The organism is Mesorhizobium sp. M3A.F.Ca.ET.175.01.1.1, from assembly GCF_004791945.1.
GTDB lineage: Bacteria > Pseudomonadota > Alphaproteobacteria > Rhizobiales > Rhizobiaceae > Mesorhizobium.
In genome coordinates this window covers 1-352 of the sequence record NZ_SRTP01000164.1, presented here as the reverse complement: position 1 = coordinate 352, position 352 = coordinate 1, and the positions used below count along the sequence as shown (strand labels likewise).

At 68.5% G+C, this 352-nt stretch carries 1 protein-coding gene; it reads left to right on the top strand.

From position 1 onward, the window contains the following. Positions 1-352 (top strand): FAD-dependent oxidoreductase (locus tag EN818_RS31205; protein WP_135906668.1); only part of this gene is annotated, 352 nt, incomplete at both ends.

Below are 352 nucleotides of genomic sequence, written 5' to 3'. Positions count from 1 at the left end.
GATGGAATCGTCATTGACCTCTCGGCCATGAGGGGCGTGCGAGTCGACCCCACCAACCGCAGGGCCTGGGTGCAGGGTGGCGCGCTGTGGGGCGACGTCGATCATGAGACGCAGGCTTACGGTCTGGCCACCACCGGCGGTATCGTGAGCCACACCGGAGTGGCCGGACTCACCCTGGGCGGTGGCGTCGGCTGGCTGATGCGCAAGCACGGCCTCACGGCCGACAACCTCCTTGCTGTCGACATCGTGACGGCCGACGGCGAGCTGCTGCGGGCATCCGAGCAAGAGCACCCCGAGCTGATCTGGGCACTGCGAGGCGGCGGCGGCAACTTCGGCGTGGTCACCTCGTTCG